Genomic DNA, 18,747 nt, shown 5'->3' with positions numbered 1-18,747 from the left:
CGCTGATCGACTGGTGGCGGTGGGGGAGCGAAAGGATCGTGCGCCGATGACGGGCTACGTGCCGGGCGACTGGCTGGCGTTCGCGGGCAAGAGCGTGTGGGCCCTGGCCAACGTGGCGCCCGGCGATCCGGAGACCGAGGAGTGCTGGAAGCTCGTCCAGGCCGGCGCGACGGCGGCGGAGATCGCGGGCGTGCTGTCCGGTGGCTCGTTCGGCACCGCGAGCTTCGTCGTCGTCCGCGCGGACATGTACGGCGCCCGGGCCCTGGTCCGCGGCGACGCCCAGGCCGAGGTGCTCGACGTCGACGGCTACACCGTCAAGGTCCGCGCCGCGGACGGGGCCGGCCGGGACGTGTTCCGGCCGGTGGCGACGATCCGCCTGACCGGCACGTACGAGCCGAAGCCGGCCCCGCCCGAGCTGCCCCTCGACCGCGGCGTCGTCCTGGCGTCGTCGCTGCTGGTCCGCCTGACCGGGCAGGCCCAGGAGGCCGAGCCGGAGCCGTCGCCGGACGATGCGGCGGCGGCCCCGGCCGGCTCGGCTCAGGCCGCGGCCGGCCCGGCCGCGGGGGCTCCGGCGATCCCGCGTCAGCCCACCGCGGAGGCCCCGCTGGTCTCCGCGGTGGCTGCCGATCCGGGCGGTTCGTCCGCCTTCAGGGCCGGGATGGTGCCCGTCGCCGGCTCGGCCGACGTCCCGCTCACGACCGACCTGCGCGGCGCGGCCGAGGCCGCGGGTGCGCCGTTCGCGGCCGGTTCGGGTGGTTCGGGCGGTTCGCCCGCGGTGTCCGAGACGCGCGGGTCCGCCGTCTCGGGCTGGTCCGCGCCGGCCGCCCCGGCGCCCGCCCCGGCCCCGGCCACCAGGAAGGCCCGCTCCTCGATCTCCGCGGTGCGGTGCGTGGTCGGCCACCTCAACCCGCCCGGCTCGGTGCTCTGCCGGGTCTGCCGGGTGCCCGTGCCGCCGCAGACCCCGGTCGACGTGGCCCTGCCGCTGCCCGGCCACCTCCGGCTGCCCAGCGGCGACACGGTCCCGCTCGACCGCGCGGTCATCCTCGGCCGCGCACCCGGGCTGCCCGACCCGGAGGAGCCCGTCCTGCGCCGCCACGTGACCGTGACCAGCGCCAACAACGGCATCTCCCGCCGCCACGTCGAGATCCGCGTCGACGGCTGGGACGTCGTCGCGGTCGACCTCGGCTCGCGCAACGGCACCGTGATCCAGCAGCCGGGCGAGCGCCCCGTGCCGCTCCCCGCCGGCGGCAGCCAGACCCTCCGGCCCGGCGCCGCCGTCGTCCTCACCGACGAGGTCTCGGTGCGCTACGAGGTCACCGGCTAGCCCTCAGGGTGCGACCGCGTACGATCCGACGGATGTCTGGACGGTTCCGGTTCGCGGTGGACCTCGGCACGTCGAACACGGTCGCCGTGGTGGACCGCGGGGACGGGCGGCCCCGGCCGCTGCTGTTCGACGGCAACCCGTTGCTGCCCTCGGCCGTGTTCGCCGACGTGTCCGGCACCCTCTTCGTCGGCCGCGACGCCGAGCGGCACATGATGACCGACGCGTCCCGGTTCGAGCCCAACCCCAAGGGCCGCGTCGACGACGGGACGCTGCTGCTCGGTGACCGTGAGGTGCCGGTCGCGGACCTGTTCGCGGCGATCCTGCGCCGGGCGGCGGCCGAGGCGGCGCAGACGGGCGTGCCGGTGGCCGGCGCGACGGTGCTGACCTGCCCGGTCGACTGGGGCGCCAACCGCCGCCGGGTCCTGCTGGCGGCGGCCGAGCGGGCCGGCCTGGGCGCCGTGACGCTGCTCGACGAGCCGGTGTCCGCCGCCACGTACTGCGCGAGCGCCCTCGACGGCCGCATCGCCCCCGGCCGGTGCGTCGTCGTGTTCGACTTCGGCGGCGGCACGCTCGACGTCACCGTGGTCGAGGCCGGCACGCCCGGTGGCCGGCCGAGCCTGCGCGTGCTGGCCACGGGCGGCCTCGACGACCTGGGCGGCACCGACGTCGACGACGCGCTCGTCGGGCACCTCGGCCAGCTGGTCGCCGCCGCCGACCCGCAGCTGTGGCGGCGGCTCGCCGAGCCCCGCACGGTGGCCGAGTTCCGCGACCGGCGGATGTTCTGGTCCGAGGTCCGCGCCGCGAAGGAGATGCTGGCCCGCGCCTCCACCGCCCCGATCCACGTCCCCGGCCGCGACCAGGCGACCCACCTCACCCGCGAGGAGCTGGACCGCATCGCCGGCCCGCTGGTCGACCGCGCGGTGGACGAGACCCGCCGCGTCCTGCAGCGCTCGGGCGCCGCCGACCGGCTCGACGCCATCGTCCTGGTGGGCGGCTCCAGCCGGCTGCCGCTGGTGGCGAGCCGCCTGCACGCGCGGTTCGGGCTCGCCCCGGTCGTGCCCGAGCAGCCCGAGCTCCCCGTCGCCTTCGGCGCCCTCCTGCTCGCCAACGGCGCCGCCGAGCCGTCGACCCCACCGCCGGCTCCGGTTGCCGCCCCACCTCCGACCGCAGCCCAACCTCCGGCCTCCGCCACCCCGCCGCCGTACGCCGCCCCACCGCTGCACGCCGCCCCGCCGCCGTACGCCGCCCCGCCGCCGGTCGCCGCTCCCGCGATGCCGGCCACGGCTCCGGTGAGCCCCTATCCGACCACCGGCTACGCGGCGCCACAGTCCGGCGCCTATCCATCCGCGCCCACCAGCGGCGGATTCCCGGCGGCCGCCGGCGCCTACCCGGTCGCCCCGGTGAGCGCCCACCCGGCCGCGTACCAGCCGCCGCCCCCGCCCCAGGAACCTCCCCGGCGGCCGTCCGTGGTCATCGGGCCAGGGGTCACGATCCAGGGCAACGTCGCGGTGTACGGCGACTCGGACCTCATGCCCGCGTACGCCCGCGACGACGATGACGACGACCAGCCCGCCGCCGCACCCGAGCCGCGCCGCCGGGCCGAGCGCGCGCCCCGAGCCGGCGGCGGAGGGCTGCGGCGGCTGCGGTTCCTCGCGCTCCCGGTCCTCCCGTGGATCCTCATCATGACCCTCACCCCCTGGGGCCGAGGGCTGTTCAACGACGGCAAGGCCAAGGTCGAGGAGCTGCTCGGCAGCGGCCCCGCGCCGTCCGCCTCGGCGTCGGTGCCCGCGTCGCCCCAGGCGTCCTCGGTGCCGCCGAGCCCGGCCGGGCCCACCGTCCGCCTCGATCCGTCCAGCGGCAGGGCCGGCACGCAGGTGAAGGTCACGGCCACCCACTTCGCACCGCGCGAGAAGGTCGAGATCCGGGCCGGGACCGCACTCCTGTTCACCGCCACCGCGGGCGCCGACGGCGCGTTCACGGCCACCGTCACGCCCGCGAAGAGCGGCGCGAAGGCCGGGCCGCTGACCCTCAAGCTGACCGGAAAGACCAGCAAGCACGAGATCACGGCCGAGTTCGCCGTCACGACCGCCTGACCGAAGTGGTCCGGCGCGCCCGGGCGCGGGTGGACCTTCCCGGCGGGCGCGCGGCGGCGGAGGATGGCCGGCGTGGAGTTCCGGCACGCTGACGCGATCTGGCGCGATCATCCAGCTCTGGTACCGGCGGTGCTGTCCCTCGGCGGCGTGACGCCGGACGCCGGCGTCGCCGCGGCGGTGGCGGCGTTCACCGACGTCGCGCGGGCGCGGCTGGCGGACGGGCCCGAGAGCGGCTTCCCCGAGATCCAGGCCTGGCGCCGGGCGTTCACGGCGCAGGGGCTCAAGCCCACGCAGTACCGCTGCGCCTCGGAATCGCTCCTGCGACGCCTGCGGCGCGAGGGCGACCTGCCCGCGCTGCACCCGCTCGTCGACCTCTGCAACGCCGTGTCGGCCGCGTTCGCGGTGCCCGTCGCCGCGCTCGACCTCGACCGGATCGACGGCGACCTGGCGGTGCGGTACGCGGACGGCACCGAGGAGTACGAGACGTTCGGCGGCGAGCTGGAGCACCCCGACCCGCGCGAGGTGGTCTTCGCCGACGCCGCCGACCGCGCGCACGCCCGCCGCTGGACCAACCGCCAGAGCGGCCGCTCGGCGATCCGGCCGTCGACCACCCGCGTGCTCGTCGTCGCCGAGGCGCTGCACGCGAGCGCCGCGGCGGACGTGCCGAAGCTGCTCGACGCCCTGGCCGGCGCGATCGCCGACGCCTGGCACGTCGTGCCGCGCACGGCGATCCTGCGCCGCGAGGAGCCGGCGTTCCGGGTTAGAGGAGCGTCTCCTGCACCGGGAAGGTCAGGCGGGCCGTCGTGATGCCCTCCAGCACCTGGTCGTCGTTGAGGTCGCGGGCCATCACCTGGGCGTAGTTGCGGCCCCGGTGGTGGGTGTTGCGCATCCGCACGACGTTCGGGAAGCGGCCGACGGCGCGCATGTCGCCCAGGCCGGACAGGAACACCAGCTGGATGCCGTTCGCGGCGGCCACCCGCCGCTGCAGGTCGAGGAACGCGACGTAGTTGGCCGTGCCCAGCGGGTTGTCCATCGGCAGCACGCCGAGGCCGGGCACGTCGCCGCCCCGGTTCGCGGCCCGCAGCCGGGCGAGCATGCAGAACAGCAGCAGGCTGATCGTGACCTTCTCGCCGCCGGACCACTTGCTCATCAGCTCCACCGGCTGGCGGTCCTCGCCCAGCTCGGTCGACGGCTTGAGCACCCGGGCGACGAAGTTGCCCCGGCCGACCACCGCCGCCGTCGCCTCCCACACCAGCGCGAGGCCGTCGGGGATCGGGTCCTGCTTGGCGACGAGCCGGTCGACGAGCCGCTCGACCCGGCTGCGCAGCGTCGCGTCGGTGGTGTCCACATTGGACCGCGGACCGACGTCGAGGAACCGCCGGTTGCGCAGGTGGTCGGCGAGCCCCGCGGGCAGCTGGGCGTGGTGCTGGGCCCGCTGCAGGGTCTTCAGCCCTTCCCGCACCTCCGCGCAGAGCGCGGTCACCACGAGGTGCTTGTCCTTGTCGACGGCGGCGAGCTCGCCGGCGAGCGCGTGCCGGTACGTGGCCAGCTCGCCCGCCAGCCGCTCCGCCTCCGCGACGCTCAGCGCGGCGCTCTGCTCGCTGCGGAACCGGTCGCGCACCTCGGCGGTCACCGCGGCGAACCGCTCCTCGCCGGCCCACCGGTCCATCCGGTGCACCTCGCCGTGGAGCTGGCTGCGCGCGGCGGACCCGGCCCGCTCGGCGCCCTGCAGCGACCGCCGCGCCTGCCGGGCCGCCTCACGCGCCTCGTCGGCGTCCCCGGCGAAGGGCGCGATGCTGTCCACAGTGGACACCTCGTCGGCGAGGTCGGCCCGCAGGTCCGCGGCGAGCTCCCGCAGGTCGGCGGCCAGGCGGCGACCCGCCTCGGCCGCTCGCTCGGCGGCAGCGGCCCGCTCGCGGGCCTCCTGCTCCTCCCGCAGGGCGGCGTCCAGCCGTTCGCGATGGGCCTCGGCCCAGGCGGTCGCCTCGGCCGCGTCCCGGGGTTCGTCGGCCGGTTCGCCGGGGGCGGCCTCCAGCTCGGCCGGGGTCGGCCGGGCCGCCTCGTGCGCCGCCAGGGACTGCCGGGCGGCCTCGGCCTCCGTCTCGGCCCTGGTGGCGTCGGCGCGGGCCGCGAAGTGCGACTCCTCCGCCCGCTCGGTGCTGTGCCGGACGGCCTCGGCGTCCGCGGCGTCCACGGTGGCGGCCAGCGCGGCCGCGGCCGTGTGCTCGTCCGCGGTGAACTGGTTCACCTGGCGGTCCAGGCCCTCCAGGCGGCGGGTGATCTCGTTCGCGGTGGCCTCGATGGCCGAGCCCGAGGACTGCCGGGCGTACGCCTCGTCGGCCGCCTCGTACGCGCTCTGGGCCGCCGCCAGGCCCGGCAGCGGCGCCGGCACCGGGCCGTCGGCGAGGCGGTGCAGCTCCTCGACCCGGGCCAGGTACCCGCGCAGGGTCGCCCGGTGCCGGTCCGCGTCGGCCCGCGACGCGGCGACCACCGCGGCCGCCGACCGTTCGCGATCCTCGGCCAGCGCCAGGCGCTGCTCGCACGACGACCGCTCGGCCGGCAGGCCGTCGCGCTCGGTGCGCAGCGAGAACGCCTCCGCCGAGCGGCGGGCGAGGTCGGTGAGGACGCCGAGCCGGGTGGCCAGGATGCGCCGCCGCTCGGCCAGGGCGCGCAGCTGGCCGGCGTGCGCGGCGGCCCGCTCGTCGAGGTCGGCGCGCTCGCCGTCGAGCTCGGCCGCGCGGGCGTTGGCGCGGGCCAGCAGCTCGGTGAGCCGCGCGTGCTCGGCGTCGAGGTGCTCGCGGTGGCCCGGCGGGCAGCGCTCGGCGAGCAGCCGCAGCTGGTCGCGCAGGCGCAGGTCGTGGTCGCGGGCGTCGAGCAGCTCCTGCACGCGCACCCCGCGGCCGGCCCGCCCGGCGGCCCGCCGGTCGGCCTCGCGGGCGGCGGCGGTCCGGTCGTAGAGGGCCGGGGCGGGCGGCAGCACGAACCCGCCGGCGGCCGGCGCGGGCGCGTCGACGGCGGCGTGCAGCGCGGCGGCCGGGGCGACCTGGACGGCGCTCGTCGGGTACAGCTGCGCCGCCTCCAGCACGGCCCGGGCCCGGTCGAGGTCGGCCGGGTCGTGGACGAGCAGCCCGCCGACCAGGTGGGGCGCGGCCGTCACGGCGAGGGCCCAGCGGTCCGGCGGTACCGCGTCGGCGAGCAGGTGCCAGCCGGTCGTGGCCGGGATCCGCTCGGCGGCGAGCACGTCGGCCGCCCGGGCCAGGTCGAGCGACGCCGGCAGCAGCCCGCGGGCCGAGCCGAGCGCCTGCACGGCCCGGTCGTCCTCGGCGTCGGCCACGGCGAGCTGGATGCGCTGCCGGTCGGCGGCGATGATCGCCTCGGCCAGCTGCTCGGCGAGCAGCCGCTGCTCGGCGACCGGGTCGACGCGGTCCCGCTCGGTGAGGGCGGTGAGCCGGGGGTCGGTGGCGAGCGCCTCGATCTCGGCGAGCAGCGGGGTGCGCTCGGCGTCGAGGGTGGCCCGCCGATGGGTGAGCTCGGTGATCGACGACTGCACGGCGCTGCGCTCGCGCTCGTGGGCTGCGCGGTCCTCGGCGAGCCGGGCCGCGGCGGCCGGCAGCTCGCCCGTGAGCCGCTCGTCGGCCTCCCGGTCCTCGTCCCGCCCGGCCGCGAGGGCCGCGTCGAGCTCGCCGTCCGGCGGCAGGTGGCCGGCGGCGACCGCGGCGGCCAGGTCACTGTCGAATGCGGACAATGCCCGGGCGACGGTGCCGGCGCGGGCGTCGAGCCCGCCGAGCTCGGAGCGCAGCGCGTCGGCCTGGGCGCGGGCCGCCGCCTGCTCGGTGGCCGCCGCGTCCGCCGCCGCCCCAGCCGTCGCGACCGCGGTGTCGAGGCCGGCGCAGGCGGCGCGCAGCGCGGCGACGTACACGGCGGCGGCCGCCGAACGGGCCCGCCGCAGCGGTGCGGCGCCCTCCTCGGCCTCCTGCTGCTGGTGGCGCAGGGCGGCCAGCCGGCCGGCGAGCGCGTCCCGCTCGGTGAGCAGCGGCACCAGCTGCCAGGCCCGGTGCGAGCGGTGCCGCTCGTGGACGACCGTCGCCGACGCCCGCACGTGCAGTACCGCTGCCGCCAAATGCTGGCGGGCGGCCTGGAACCGCAGGTCCCGCACGCGCGCGTCCAGCGCCCGCGCCGTCGACGCGGCGCGCTCGGCCTGCGTGAGCGACGACGCCCCGCCGGCCCGCGCCGCCTCCGCCGCCTCGTCCGCGACCGTCGCGGCGAGCGCGAACGCACCGGCCAGCCGGGCCGCGGCCGCCCGCTCCGCCGCCGCCAGCTCCTCGGCCGCGCCGAGCGACGAGCGGGCCTTGCCGAGGTCGGCGAGCAGCCCGGTGGCCTCGTCGCAGAACGTCACCTCGGCCCGCAGCCGCGGCTGGCGGGCCAGGCGCTCGCGGGTGCCGCGCAGGATCGTGGCGACCTTGGTGGCCGAGGTGGGCTCGGTGACCAGGCTCAGCAGGTACTGCACGAAGTCGTCGGACGTCTTGAACTTGAAGTGGTGCTCGATGCCGCCCTCGGTGGCGTTGATCTTCAGGATCGCGGTGAACAGCCCCGGGTCGAGGCCGCGGTCCTGCAGTGCCTGCGCCCAGCGGTCCTGCTTCGCGGTCACCACGGCGTCGGTCTCGGGCGGCAGCGTCTCGACGGCCCGCACGAAGTCGCGCAGGTCGGTCGGCAGGCCGCCGAGCCCGGCGAACGGCAGCTGCTCGATCTCGACCCCGGCGGCGGGGGTGAACGCGTACCAGCTCTGCTTGAGCCGGTCGTGCGCCGCGTTCGGGTCGGCCGGCTGCGCCCGGTCGGTCCACTCGTAGACCGCGCCGGTGACCAGCCGCCGCCCGTCCGGGTCGGTCCACTCGACGACGACGTGGCCGGTGTCGGCGCCGAGGACGCAGTCCTCCAGGTGCCGGCCGGTCGTCGCGGTGGCCAGGAAATCGCGCCGGTCCGGGCGGACGAGGGCGCAGACGAGCGCGATGAGCGTCGACTTCCCGCCGCCGTTGCGCATCCACAGGATGGTGTCGAGCGGGCGGCCGTCGCGGCCGGTGAGGTCCAGCCAGACGTCGCGGAACCGGGCGGCCGGCGAGCCGACGCGGTCGAGGTGGATCCGGCGGATGCGCCACAGCCGGGCGGGCGCCGCCATCAGGCCGCCGCCCGCAGCGCGGAGAGCGCCTCGCCGCCGGCCATGTCGGCGACGAGCAGCCGGAAGCGGTCGGTGAGCTGGTACGTCGACGGGCCCATCTGCGGCATCGCGCGGGCGGCGCCGCGCTCGACGAGCCAGCCGAGCACCTCCTGCACGGCGAACTGGGTGCAGCCGCGGGCCGGCCCGGGCTGGCGGTCCTTCGGCCGGAACGCGGCCGTGCGCCGGTAGACGTCGGCGGCCCGGCGGTGCTCGGCGTCGCCGCCCTCGGGAAGCCGCTCGATCGCGTCGCGGATGAACCGGTCCAGCGCCGCCACCTCGACGATCTTCACCTCGGTCGCGTCGAGTTCGGCGTCGGTCGGGAACGCGTACGCGGCGATGCCGAGCACGGCCAGGCCCGCGACGAGCTTGTCGTCGGCGCCGAGGTTGCCGCCCCGCAGGTCGGCCATGCGCACCGCGAACACGCTGCCGGGCTGCGTGGTGAGCACCAGGCCGGTGCGCGGCGGGGCGCCCAGGACGACCAGGCCGAGGCCGCCGGCGACGGTGTCGACGGTGTCGCGGAAGGCGGTGCTCGTGCGGTACCGCTCGAGCAGCAGACCATAGGGGTTGCCCTCGGTCGGCCGGGCGCCGGGCCGCAGCCCGAACGCGACCAGCTCGGCCGCCGCCCACACGTCCTCCATCGGCACCGTCACGCCTCGGGCTCCTCTCGCCGGTACGTCACCATCAGGTCGTCGCCCCACACCTCGGGGTGGTCGAGGACCGCCCCGGACCGCTCGGCCGCCACGCCGGCGGTGAGCGCCGTCAGGTCGTCCTCCTCGTCGGCCGGCGTGCCGTCGGGCGCGTACGCCCACAGCGCCGACAGCAGCACCAGCTCGCGCTCGTCGGCGTCGCGGGCCTCGGCGAGCAGCGCGGACAGCGGGACCGGCCGGTCCTCGGCGCGGCGCAGGATGCGGGTGGCCGCCGCCACCACGGCCGGCGGGTACGACTGCAGGTCGACGCCCTCGGTGTCGCCCGGCAGCTCCGGCTCCGCCTCGGCCGGCTCGGTCACCCGCGGCGGGGCGAGCAGCATCTCGGTGAGCCCGTCCAGGTGCAGCAGCCGGGGCACGCGCAGGCCCAGGATCCGGTCGCCGAACGCCTCCGCCACCGGCTGCGCCCGCTGCTGGGTGAGCTGCAGCACCGGCCGGAACAGCTCGGCCTCGACGTTGAGCAGCCGCAGCTGGACCCGGCGGGCGAAGACCTGGCTCAGCTGGGCCTGCAGGAACACGCCGCGGGCGCCGGCCACCCGCTCGGCCAGGTCGAGGTGGACCTGGCGGATGCGGCGCAGCGTGTCGACGAGGTCACCCGACGCCCGCCGCACCGCGCCGTCGGTCTCGGTGTCGATGCCCGCGGCGACGTGGTTGAGCACCTCGGCGTCGGCGGCGATGCGGTCCTCGACGTGCTCGCGCGCCCGTTCGAGCCGGTGCGGCACGTCGGTCACCCAGTCGAAGGCCCGCACGTCGCGCCGGGTGGCGTCGAGCACGTCGGCGAGCGACGCCGACATGGCCACCGACACCCGCTCGGCCTGCGTCGCGGTGCGGCCGGCGGCCTCGAACCTCCGGTCGCGGAGCTGTCGCTGGAGTACCACGGAGAACGCGGCCTCGGCGTCGTCCACGTCCAGGTCCAGGCCGTTGAGGTACACCATGACCGCCTGCGGCGACGCGAGCACGACGGCGCCGTCCGGCCCGTCCTGCAGCTGGAGCAGCTTGAACGCGTACTCCTCGGCGGCGCCGCGCTGCGTGTCCACGAACGGGTAGACGAACGCGCTCTGGTTGTCGGCGTCGTTGAGCAGCCCCTTGATCACCCAGCGGGCCGCGTCGAGCGCCGCCGCCGGGTCGGGGTGCATGAGCGCCGCCAGCCCGGCGATCTCGTCGACCAGCTCCGCGAGGGTGACCTGGCGGGCGAACCCGAGCGAGGCGACCGCGATGTCGATCGCGGCCAGGGCCAGCTGGCGCAGGTCGTACGCCTCGTGCACGCCCGCGTGCGCCGCGTTGCGGACCAGCCGGGCGACCGGGTCGGTGAGGATGAGCGCCCGCCAGCGCGCCCGCATCGAGGCGTCGGCGACCGGCGAGCGGACCTCCGGCGCGTCGGACCGGACGACCGGCGACACGTCGAAGAGGTCCGGCTGCACCGGTGGAGGATATCGGGACCCGGGGTTTCACGATCGGGCGACGGGTATTCACCGGCCTGTGACCGGAACCGTGAACCCGGACCGCGCCGAGTGGGACGTCGTCGTCATCGGCACCGGGCCGGCGGGGGAGACCGCCGCCCTGTACGCCACCCGCTTCTCCGGCCTCGACGCCGTCATGATCGAGCCGGAGCTCGTGGGCGGCGAGTGCCCGTTCTGGGCCTGCGTGCCGAGCAAGGCGCTGCTCGCCCCGGAGCACCTGCTGAGCGCCGGGCGCGACCTGGGGGGCGTCCGCGAGCTGCTGGCCGACCGGCACCTCGACGTCGAGGGAGTGCTGCGCCGCCGCGACGCGCTCGTCGACCACTACGACGACACCGGGTTCGTCGGCACCGCCCTGTCGTGGGGCGTCGACGTCATCCGCGGCAAGGGCCGCGTCACCGGCGAGAAGACCGTCGAGGTCAACGGCCGGACGATCCGCGCCCGGCACGCGGTCGTCGTGGCCACCGGCAGCGTCCCGTACTGCCCCGACAACCCCGGCCTGGCCGAGGCCCGCCCGTGGTTCTCCCGCGACGTGACCGCGGTCCGCGAGGTGCCCCGCCGCCTGCTCATCGTCGGCGGCGGGCTGGTCGCCTGCGAGTCCGCCACCTGGCTGCGCGCCCTCGGCGCCGTGCAGATCACGATGGTCGAGCGCTCGGACCGCCTCCTGCCGTCGCAGGAGCCGTTCGCGGGCGTGGCGGTGGCCGACAGCCTGCGCGCCTCGGGCGTCGACGTGCGCCTCCGCGAGTCGGTCGAGCGGGTCAGCCGGGAGATCGTCACCGACGCGGGCGCGGGCCTGGTCCACGGCGGTCCGGCCGTGGTGCTCCTGGCCGGCGGCGAGGAGCTCGTCGTCGACGAGATCCTGGTCGCGGCCGGCCGCCGCCCGGCGTCCACGGCCGCCGGCCTCCCCGAGCGGTTCACCGTCGACGAGCACCTCAACGTCGACGGGCACCCCTGGCTGTACGCCGTCGGCGACGTGAGCGGCGAGTCCTACCTGACCCACATCGGCAAGTACCAGGGCCGCGTCGCCGGCGAGGTGATCGCCGCCCGCGCGACCGGCGCCGCCCTGGACGAGACCCCGTTCAACCGCCACACCGACCGCATCCGCGCCGGCAGCGTGGCCCAGGTGATCTTCACCGACCCCGAGGTGGGCGTGGCCGGCCTGACCGAGGCGGCGGCGCTGGCCCGCGGCCACGACGTCGAGACGGTCGAGACCGACCTGTCCCAGGTGTACGGCGGCCGCGTCCAGCGCGACCACTACCGCGGCCGCGCGAAGCTGGTGGTGGACCGCCGCACGGACACGCTGCTGGGCGCGACGTTCGTCGGCACCAACATCGCCGAGCTCACCCACTCGGCCACGGTGGCGGTCACGGCGGGCGTCCCGGTCCGGGCACTGTGGCACGCGATCGGCAGCTTCCCGACGCTGAGCGAGGTCTGGTCGTACCTCCTGGAGGCCCTCGACACCCAGCGCATGGCCTGGACGAGCCGCTCCTAGGCGCCTCTCCCGCACCCGTGCGAGAGCCGCGCCGGGACGGCGAGGCTGTGCGGGTCGAACCCGGTCGTCCAGGACACGTTCGCCTCGGTGCGGATCTCCACCGTGGCGTTGTCGGGGAACCGCGCCGAGGCGAACGTGTCCGCCGGCCCGAGCGGGTCGAACGGGAACGCGAAGCAGGCGACGTCGTCGCGCGACTCACGGCTCAGCAGCCCCGCCCGGGACCGCAACCGGTAGACGTCGAGCTCCCGCATGAAGACCGGGTAGTGCCGGACGGCGAGCTCGAACCGCCCGTCCGGCGACACCGCGACGATCTCGGAGCCGGCCTCCGGCTCGCCCCCGTACACCGACCGTGCGGTCGAGAGGTACCCGCCGGCGCACACCGTCACGATGGACAGGCCGGCCGCGACCCACCCCACGGCGATCCGGGCTGCGCGATCCCGCGTGAGCAGCCCCACGGCCACGGCGACGAGCACCGGCGCGACGGTGAGCACGGCCACCACGACCGGCGTCCGGCCCAGCTCCAGCAGGTAGACGTACCGCCACGGGTTCACCGCCGCGGCACCGGCCAGGGGTACCGCGACGGCGACCGATCCGATCAGGACGTACGCCGTGACCCGCCGCCTCATGCGGAGATCGTCCACGGCCCGGCGCACACCCCGCAACCCCGGGTCAGCCCGGGCGCTCGGCCGTGACGATGACGGTCGCCTCGGCGCGTGTCCATGTCGGAGAGGAGCGGCTCTGAACAGCAAGAATACGTGTGCCGGGTGCACTCGGGTACGGTGGTTCGTCGTGACGGAATATCTGCAGGTGTCGACGGCGTTCACGGCCCGGCAGGACGCGGCGTACGTCGCGCGGTCGGCAACCCACTCGCGGCTCGCCGCCGCCGCGCAGGTGATCGGACCGGTGCTGTCGATGCGGTGGCAGGACGGCGCGCTGGTCGAGACCGAGGAGTGGCAGCTCATGCTGCGCACGCGGGTCGATCGGTTCGACGAGCTGACCGCCTACCTGGTCGAGCGCCACCCGGAGCCCAACCCGGAGATCGTCGGCGTGCCGATCGTCCCGGGCACGCGGTCGTACCTCAACTGGCTGGACCAGCGGGTGACCCTTTAGGTCGCGGCGACGACACCGCCCCACAGCAGGGCGACGATGACGCCGCCGAGCGCGGCGCGGTAGTAGACGAACGACGCGATCGAGTGACTGGCGACGAACTTCAGCAGCCAGGCGATCGACGCGTACGCGACGACGAAGCTCACCACGAGCCCGACCCCGACCGGCACCCAGCCGACGGTCTCCGCCACCTCGCCGGCCCGCTGCACGCCCTCGAGCGCGCCCGCCGCGGCGAGGGCCGGGATGCCGAGGAAGAACGACAGGCGGGTCGCGGTCACCCGGTCGAGGTCGCGGAACAGCCCGGCGCTGATCGTGGCGCCCGAGCGGGACACGCCCGGCACCAGCGCGATGCACTGGGCGATGCCGATGACCAGCGAGTCCTTCCAGGTCACCTGCCCCTCGCCGCGCCGGTGCCGGGCCAGGTACTCGGCGGTGACCATGACCAGGCTCCACACGACGAGCGCGCCGGCGACGAACCACAGGCTGCGCAGCGCGCCCTCGATGAGGTCCTTGAACAGCAGCCCGACGATCGCGATCGGCACCGACCCGATGATCACGTTGACCGCCATCCGCCAGCCGTCCTGCTTGCGGCCCTCGGCGCTGGCGACCCCCTTGACGAACCCGGTGATGAACCGCCCGATGTCGGCCCGGAAATAGATGATCGCGGCGATGATCGCGCCGACCTGGATGATCGCGGTGAACGCGGTGACACCCTTGTCGTCGATCGGGATGCCCATGAGCTTCTCGGTGATCGTCAGGTGCCCGGTGGAGGACACCGGCAGGAACTCGGTGACCCCCTCGACCACGCCGAGCACAACCGCCTGCCAGATGTCCACCGGGGCAACCTACCGGACAATGGCGTGATGGCCACCCCCGACTGGGCGTCGCTGCGCCACGCCTACGGCCCGGCGACCAGGCCATGGGTGCCTGAACTTCACCGAGCTCATCGACGAGCACGGGCTCACAGCGCCTGTACCCCAACCGGGAGCGGACCGCTGGCCACGTGGTTGAGCAGCGTCTCGCGCATCGCCTGGGCGGCGTGGGACAGGACCGAGCCGCGGCGCCGGGCCAGGGCGATCGTGCGGTGCACGTCCGGGTCGGCGAGGGGCGTGGCGCGCAGCAGCGGCCGGTTGACGAGGGCCATGCTCGGCACCAGGGCCACGCCCAGGCCGGCCTCGACGAAGGCGAGCACCGCGTCCATCTCGCCGCCCTCGACGGCGTAGGTGGGCGTGAAGCCGGCCCGGCGGCACGCCTCCAGGGTCGCCTCGCGCAGGTCGTAGCCGGTGCGGAACATGACGAGCGGGGTGTGCCGCAGCTCGGCGAGGGAGAGCCGCTCCGGCAGCGGCGCGACCGAGGCCACGACCAGGCTCTCGCGCAGCAGCGGCACCGCCTCCAGGGCCGGGTCGGTGCCCCGCGCCGGCTGCACCACCAGGGCCAGGTCGAGCGCGTGCGCGACCAGGTCGGCGACCAGGTCCTGCGAGCCGCCCTCGTCGACGTGCAGCTCGATGTCCGGGTGGCGGGCGTGGAACTCGCGCAGGACGACCGGGACGAGCGACGTGCACAGGCTCGGCGTCGCGCCCAGCCGGACCCGGCCCCGGCGCAGGCCGACGACCTCCTGGACGGCGTCGCGGGCGGAGTCGGCGTCGGCCACCACGCGGCGGGCGAGCGGCAGCAGCGTCTCGCCGGCGGTGGTGAGCACGACCGTGCCGCGGGACCGGTCGAACAGCGGCGCCCCGAGGGTTGCCTCCAGAGTGTGAATCTGCTTACTCAGCGTTGGCTGGCTCACACCCAGCAGCTCGGCCGCCCGGGTGAAATGTCGGTGTTCGGCCGTGGTTACGAAGTATCGGAGCTGTTGGAGCTGCACCTTGATAGCCTACGGCTATCGCGGGTGCGGTCCTCATGCATTGGACGAATGGGACCTCCGACCCTAGCGTCGGGCTCGTGGCGGTACTCACGGCCCCGCGCGCGGTACCGAAGAAGCGCAACCGACCCGGCAGACGTACGTCTTCCGTCGGGCTCAAGCTCGTCATGGCGGCGAGTGGCATCCTGCTGGTGCTCTTCCTGTTCGCGCACATGCTGGGCAACCTGAAGATCTTCGTCGGCGCCGAGGCGTTCGACCACTACGCGGCCTGGCTGCGCGAGCTCGGCTCGCCGGTGTTGCCGCACCAGTGGTACCTCTGGATCCAACGCGGCGGCCTGACCGTCGTCGTCGTCGCGCACGTCGTCGCGGCCACGATCCTGGCCCGGCGCGCCCGCGCCGCCCGGCCGGTCCGCTACGCCCACCGGCCCAAGGTCCAGGGCAGCTACGCCGCGCGCACCATGCGCTGGGGCGGCGTCATCATCCTGCTGTTCGTCGTCTTCCACATCCTGGACCTGACCACCGGCACGGTGAACCCGGTCGGCGACCCGCACCACCCCGCCGCCAACGTGGTCGCCGACTTCGCGCCGGCGCGGTGGTACGTCACCCTCTTCTACACGCTCGCGCTCGTCGCCGTCGGGTTCCACCTGCGGCACGGCGTCTTCAGCGCGCTGCGCACCCTCGGGCAGCGCACCGCGCGCGGCGAGCGGTTCGCTCGAACCGCCGCGCTCGCCGTCGCCGTCGTCCTCGTCGCCGGCTACCTGTCGGTGCCGTTCGCCGTCCTCACGGGGCTGGTGTCATGACCATGAATCTCTGGAACGAGGGCGACCCGATCGCCGACACGGCCGCGCCGGACGGCCCGATCGAGACCCGCTGGGAGCGCCGCCGGTTCGGCGCCAAGCTGGTGAACCCGGCCAACCGCCGCAAGCTGTCGGTCATCGTCGTCGGCACCGGCCTGGCCGGCGGCTCGGCGGCGGCGACCCTCGCCGAGGCGGGCTACCGCGTCCGCTCCTACTGCTACCAGGACAGCCCGCGCCGGGCCCACTCGATCGCCGCCCAGGGCGGCATCAACGCCGCCAAGAACTACCGCAACGACGGCGACTCGATCTACCGGCTGTTCTACGACACGGTCAAGGGCGGCGACTTCCGGGCCCGCGAGTCCAACGTGTACCGCCTGGCGCAGGTCTCGGTGAACATCATCGACCAGTGCGTGGCGCAGGGCGTGCCGTTCGCCCGCGAGTACGGCGGCCTGCTCGACAACCGCTCCTTCGGCGGCACCCAGGTGTCGCGCACCTTCTACGCCCGCGGCCAGACGGGCCAGCAACTGCTCCTCGGCGCGTACCAGGCGATGGAGCGGCAGATCGCCGCCGGCAACATCGAGATGTTCGCCCGCCACGAGATGCTGGAGCTCGTCGTCCTCGACGGCCGCGCCCGCGGCATCGTGGTGCGCGACCTCGTCACCGGCGAGATCACCACCGACCTGGCCGACGCCGTCGTGCTGGCCAGCGGCGGCTACGGCAACGTGTTCTTCCTGTCGACGAACGCCAAGGGCTGCAACGTCACCGCGACCTGGCGAGCACACCGCAAGGGCGCGCTGTTCGCCAACCCCTGCTACACGCAGATCCACCCGACCTGCATCCCCGAGTCGGGCACGCACCAGAGCAAGCTCACGCTCATGAGCGAGTCGCTGCGCAACGACGGCCGCGTCTGGGTGCCGCTCCGCGCGGGCGACGACCGGGCCCCGGCCGACATCCCCGAGGACGAGCGCGACTACTACCTCGAGCGGATCTATCCGGCGTTCGGCAATCTGGTACCGCGGGACATCGCCTCCCGCGCCGCCAAGAACGTCTGCGACGAGGGCCGCGGCGTCGGCCCCGGCGGGCTGGGCGTCTACCTCGACTTCGCCGACGCGATCGGCCGGCTCGGCCGGGCCGCGGTCGAGGCGAAGTACGGCAACCTGTTCGAGATGTACCAGCGGATCACCGGCGAGGACCCGTACGTCACGCCGATGCGCATCTACCCCGCGGTGCACTACACGATGGGCGGCCTGTGGGTCGACTACGACCTGCAGTCGACGATCCCCGGCCTGTTCGTCGTCGGCGAGGCCAACTTCTCCGACCACGGCGCCAACCGGCTCGGCGCGTCGGCGCTCATGCAGGGCCTCGCCGACGGGTACTTCGTGCTGCCGAACACGATCAACGACTACCTGGCCTCCGGCCCGTTCCCGTCCGTTGCCGCCGATCACCCCGCGGTCGTCGACGCTCGCTCGTCGGTGCGGGATCGTCTCGCGAAGCTGCTGTCGGTCGACGGCGACCGGACCGTGGACTCGTTCCATCGCGAGCTCGGCCACATCATGTGGGAGTACTGCGGCATGGAGCGCACCGAGGAGGGCCTCACCAAGGCGATCAGCCTGATCCGGTCGCTGCGCGAGGAGTTCTGGACCCGCGTCAAGGTCCCCGGCACCGGCGAGCAGCTCAACCAGAACCTGGAGCGCGCCGGGCGGGTCGCCGACTTCTTCGAGCTGGCCGAGCTCATGTGCATCGACGCGCTGCACCGCGCCGAGTCGTGCGGCGGGCACTTCCGGGCCGAGAGCCAGACGCCCGACGGCGAGGCGCTGCGCCACGACGACGAGTTCTCCTACGTGGCCGCCTGGGAGTTCGCCGGTACCGGCGAGCCGCCCGTCCTGCACAAGGAAGTGCTCGACTTCGAGTACGTCCACCCCACTCAGCGGAGCTACAAGTAGATGGACATCACCCTGCGCGTGTGGCGCCAGGCTGGCCCCTCCGACCGCGGCCGGATGGTCACCTACCGGGTCGAGGGCATCTCGCCGGACGCCTCGTTCCTGGAGATGCTCGACGTCCTCAACGAGCGGCTCATCCTGGAGGGTGACGAGCCGATCGCGTTCGACCACGACTGCCGCGAGGGCATCTGCGGCATGTGCGGCATGATGATCAACGGCTCGGCGCACGGCCCTTCCCGGTTGACGACGACCTGCCAGCTCCACATGCGCGAGTTCAAGGACGGCGACACGATCGACGTCGAGCCCTGGCGGTCGGCCGCGTTCCCGGTGGTCCGCGACCTCGTCGTCGACCGCTCCGCCTTCGACCGGATCATCCAGGCCGGCGGGTACATCACCGCGCCGACCGGCGCCGCGCCCGAAGCGCACGCCACCCCGGTGCCGAAGGCCGACGCCGACGCCGCGTTCGAGGCGGCCACCTGCATCGGCTGCGGCGCGTGCGTGGCCGCCTGCCCGAACGGCTCGGCGATGCTGTTCACCGCGGCCAAGGTCGCCCACCTCGGCCTGCTGCCCCAGGGCCAGCCGGAGCGCGACACCCGGGTGGTCGGGATGGTCGCCGCCCACGACGACGCGGGCTTCGGCGGCTGCACGAACGCGGGGGAGTGCACCACGGTCTGCCCGAAGGGCGTCCCGCTGACGCTCATCGGACGCTTGAACAGCGACTACCGGAAGTCGGTGACCGGGCGGGGCCGATAGGGTACCG

General features: G+C 75.2%; 14 protein-coding genes. 8 read left to right on the top strand and 6 right to left on the bottom strand.

Annotation, left to right across the window (positions count from 1 at the left end):
* Positions 1 to 46 precede the first annotated feature (46 nt).
* From IEZ31_RS11710 to IEZ31_RS11700, 3 genes are all read left to right on the top strand, one after another.
* Complete coding sequence (locus tag IEZ31_RS11710; RefSeq protein ID WP_190249815.1) at positions 47 to 1,324, top strand: FHA domain-containing protein; 1,278 nt, start codon at positions 47 to 49, stop codon at positions 1,322 to 1,324.
* Positions 1,325 to 1,356: 32 nt separating this feature from the next.
* Complete coding sequence (locus tag IEZ31_RS11705) at positions 1,357 to 3,417, top strand: Hsp70 family protein (RefSeq protein WP_190249814.1); 2,061 nt, start codon at positions 1,357 to 1,359, stop codon at positions 3,415 to 3,417.
* A gap of 72 nt (positions 3,418 to 3,489) precedes the next feature.
* Complete coding sequence (locus tag IEZ31_RS11700; RefSeq protein ID WP_190249813.1) at positions 3,490 to 4,224, top strand: B3/B4 domain-containing protein; 735 nt, start codon at positions 3,490 to 3,492, stop codon at positions 4,222 to 4,224.
* Here the strand turns inward: IEZ31_RS11700 and IEZ31_RS11695 are convergent.
* Genes IEZ31_RS11695 through IEZ31_RS11685 form a run of 3 tightly spaced genes read right to left on the bottom strand, consistent with a single transcriptional unit; the run spans position 4,178 to position 10,754 of the window.
* Entirely contained in the window at positions 4,178 to 8,590 is a 4,413-nt protein-coding gene (locus IEZ31_RS11695) for a hypothetical protein (RefSeq protein WP_190249812.1), read from the bottom strand. The genes IEZ31_RS11700 and IEZ31_RS11695 overlap by 47 nt on opposite strands.
* Complete coding sequence (locus tag IEZ31_RS11690) at positions 8,590 to 9,279, bottom strand: hypothetical protein (RefSeq protein ID WP_190249811.1); 690 nt, start codon at positions 9,277 to 9,279, stop codon at positions 8,590 to 8,592. Before IEZ31_RS11690 ends, IEZ31_RS11695 begins: the two co-directional genes overlap by 1 nt.
* Complete coding sequence (locus tag IEZ31_RS11685) at positions 9,276 to 10,754, bottom strand: hypothetical protein (protein ID WP_190249810.1); 1,479 nt, start codon at positions 10,752 to 10,754, stop codon at positions 9,276 to 9,278. The genes IEZ31_RS11690 and IEZ31_RS11685 overlap by 4 nt, the downstream gene beginning before the upstream one ends.
* A gap of 58 nt (positions 10,755 to 10,812) precedes the next feature.
* Between IEZ31_RS11685 and IEZ31_RS11680 the strand changes: the two genes are divergently transcribed.
* The gene (locus IEZ31_RS11680; RefSeq protein WP_229834732.1) at positions 10,813 to 12,282 is read left to right on the top strand and encodes a dihydrolipoyl dehydrogenase family protein; all 1,470 of its coding nucleotides are present in this window, start codon (positions 10,813 to 10,815) and stop codon (positions 12,280 to 12,282) included.
* On the opposite strand, the gene IEZ31_RS11675 is transcribed toward IEZ31_RS11680, so the two are convergent.
* A complete protein-coding gene (locus IEZ31_RS11675; RefSeq protein ID WP_190249808.1) occupies positions 12,279 to 12,908 on the bottom strand; it encodes a hypothetical protein in 630 nt (209 codons plus the stop codon). The two genes, IEZ31_RS11680 and IEZ31_RS11675, sit on opposite strands and share 4 nt — an antisense overlap.
* Before the next feature lie 163 nt (positions 12,909 to 13,071).
* Here IEZ31_RS11675 and cutA point away from each other — a divergent pair, with 163 nt between their 5' ends.
* On the top strand, positions 13,072 to 13,392 hold the full coding sequence (gene cutA / locus IEZ31_RS11670) for a divalent-cation tolerance protein CutA (protein WP_190249807.1): 321 nt from the start codon (positions 13,072 to 13,074) through the stop codon (positions 13,390 to 13,392).
* Here cutA and IEZ31_RS11665 read toward each other — a convergent pair.
* Together IEZ31_RS11665 and IEZ31_RS11660 are read right to left on the bottom strand one after the other, a co-directional pair.
* Positions 13,389 to 14,225: an undecaprenyl-diphosphate phosphatase gene (locus IEZ31_RS11665; protein ID WP_190249806.1), complete on the bottom strand. Its 837-nt coding sequence runs from the start codon at positions 14,223 to 14,225 to the stop codon at positions 13,389 to 13,391. The two genes, cutA and IEZ31_RS11665, sit on opposite strands and share 4 nt — an antisense overlap.
* A gap of 125 nt (positions 14,226 to 14,350) precedes the next feature.
* Positions 14,351 to 15,259, bottom strand: coding sequence for a LysR substrate-binding domain-containing protein (locus tag IEZ31_RS11660; protein WP_190249877.1), 909 nt, complete (start codon positions 15,257 to 15,259; stop codon positions 14,351 to 14,353).
* A gap of 71 nt (positions 15,260 to 15,330) precedes the next feature.
* On the opposite strand from IEZ31_RS11660, the gene IEZ31_RS11655 reads away from it, so the two are divergent.
* The 3 genes from IEZ31_RS11655 to IEZ31_RS11645 are packed head-to-tail and all read left to right on the top strand — an operon-like array spanning position 15,331 to position 18,740.
* On the top strand, positions 15,331 to 16,050 hold the full coding sequence (locus IEZ31_RS11655; RefSeq protein WP_268241658.1) for a succinate dehydrogenase cytochrome b subunit: 720 nt from the start codon (positions 15,331 to 15,333) through the stop codon (positions 16,048 to 16,050).
* 2 nt (positions 16,051 to 16,052) lie between these two features.
* Positions 16,053 to 17,990, top strand: a complete 1,938-nt coding sequence (locus IEZ31_RS11650; protein ID WP_229834764.1) for a fumarate reductase/succinate dehydrogenase flavoprotein subunit — start codon at positions 16,053 to 16,055, stop codon at positions 17,988 to 17,990.
* On the top strand, positions 17,991 to 18,740 hold the full coding sequence (locus tag IEZ31_RS11645; protein ID WP_190249803.1) for a succinate dehydrogenase/fumarate reductase iron-sulfur subunit: 750 nt from the start codon (positions 17,991 to 17,993) through the stop codon (positions 18,738 to 18,740). It abuts the gene before it with no gap.
* Positions 18,741 to 18,747: the final 7 nt, after the last annotated feature.

This window comes from Dactylosporangium sucinum (assembly GCF_014647515.1).
Lineage (GTDB): Bacteria > Actinomycetota > Actinomycetes > Mycobacteriales > Micromonosporaceae > Dactylosporangium > Dactylosporangium sucinum.
This window is presented reverse-complemented; position numbering and strand designations above follow the sequence as displayed.

Coding starts and splice junctions, on each gene's coding strand:
- IEZ31_RS11645 (WP_190249803.1), top strand. CDS start 17,991: ATGGACATCACCCTGCGCGTGTGGCGCCAGGCTGGCCCCTCCGACCGC.
- IEZ31_RS11705 (WP_190249814.1), top strand. CDS start 1,357: ATGTCTGGACGGTTCCGGTTCGCGGTGGACCTCGGCACGTCGAACACG.
- IEZ31_RS11675 (WP_190249808.1), bottom strand. CDS start 12,908: ATGAGGCGGCGGGTCACGGCGTACGTCCTGATCGGATCGGTCGCCGTC.
- IEZ31_RS11650 (WP_229834764.1), top strand. CDS start 16,053: ATGAATCTCTGGAACGAGGGCGACCCGATCGCCGACACGGCCGCGCCG.
- IEZ31_RS11695 (WP_190249812.1), bottom strand. CDS start 8,590: ATGGCGGCGCCCGCCCGGCTGTGGCGCATCCGCCGGATCCACCTCGAC.
- IEZ31_RS11710 (WP_190249815.1), top strand. CDS start 47: ATGACGGGCTACGTGCCGGGCGACTGGCTGGCGTTCGCGGGCAAGAGC.